Annotated in this window: 1 protein-coding gene; it reads right to left on the bottom strand. The window is 30.6% G+C overall.

Annotated features, from left to right (window positions below):
• Nucleotides 1-123: 123 nt before the first annotated feature.
• Nucleotides 124-669, bottom strand: a complete 546-nt coding sequence (locus V7164_RS24250) for a hypothetical protein (protein WP_335355494.1) — start codon at nt 667-669, stop codon at nt 124-126.
• Between the last annotated feature and the right edge of the window lie 27 nt (nt 670-696).

The following is a 696-nucleotide window of genomic DNA, read 5'->3' as shown; positions in this document are numbered from 1 at the left end:
TTCTTTATGTTAAGGGCCAGATTGTGGAGTAGCACTTATTAAACTTTGTTGCGCGAAAAAGGACAGTGGCAAGTCCCACGGGCATTATTCCATTTCAATTATTAGATTCTTAAATTGCATAATTTACATCATTTGATTGGCGATATTGAATAACACCTTTGGATAATTATCATCATTAGGTAAACCAAAAATATGAATATGATATTCAATATCATCTATTTGAAAATAAAGATTTGATGGCGAGTATTTGCCAACAACACCATTTTTTAATTTCACTTCATCATAATATTTGGGTTGGGGTGGGGATATATTGAAATTGTATACTATGATTTTCAAAATTATCGGATGATCCGGATTCTCTTCTTTCGAATAAGCACGAAAAGTGACCAATAACTTTTTTCCGTCATTTTCTAAATCCTCTATAATAGCAGGTTTAAAACCATCGGTTTCAAAAGGTATCGTCTTGGGTAATTTTATTATAAATGGCAGTGCTTCTATGCCATCTTTTACAGATGGTGCTTCATATTTGATGTATGTTTCATTCCCCTGTTCATCCCAAGCAGTATTTATTACTTTTAATTTAGATGGGTCAAAAATTATTTCTTTATAGCCTTTGCAACCAAAAAGAAGTAATAAAAGGAGAACTGAAATAAATATCAATTTTTTCACAAAAAATCACTTCTTTATAATTTATTA

The organism is Bacillus sp. JJ1474 (assembly GCF_036965225.1).
Taxonomy (GTDB): domain Bacteria; phylum Bacillota; class Bacilli; order Bacillales; family Cytobacillaceae; genus Cytobacillus.
The sequence above is the reverse complement of the archived record's forward strand: the minus strand, read 5'-3'. Positions and strand labels throughout refer to the sequence as shown.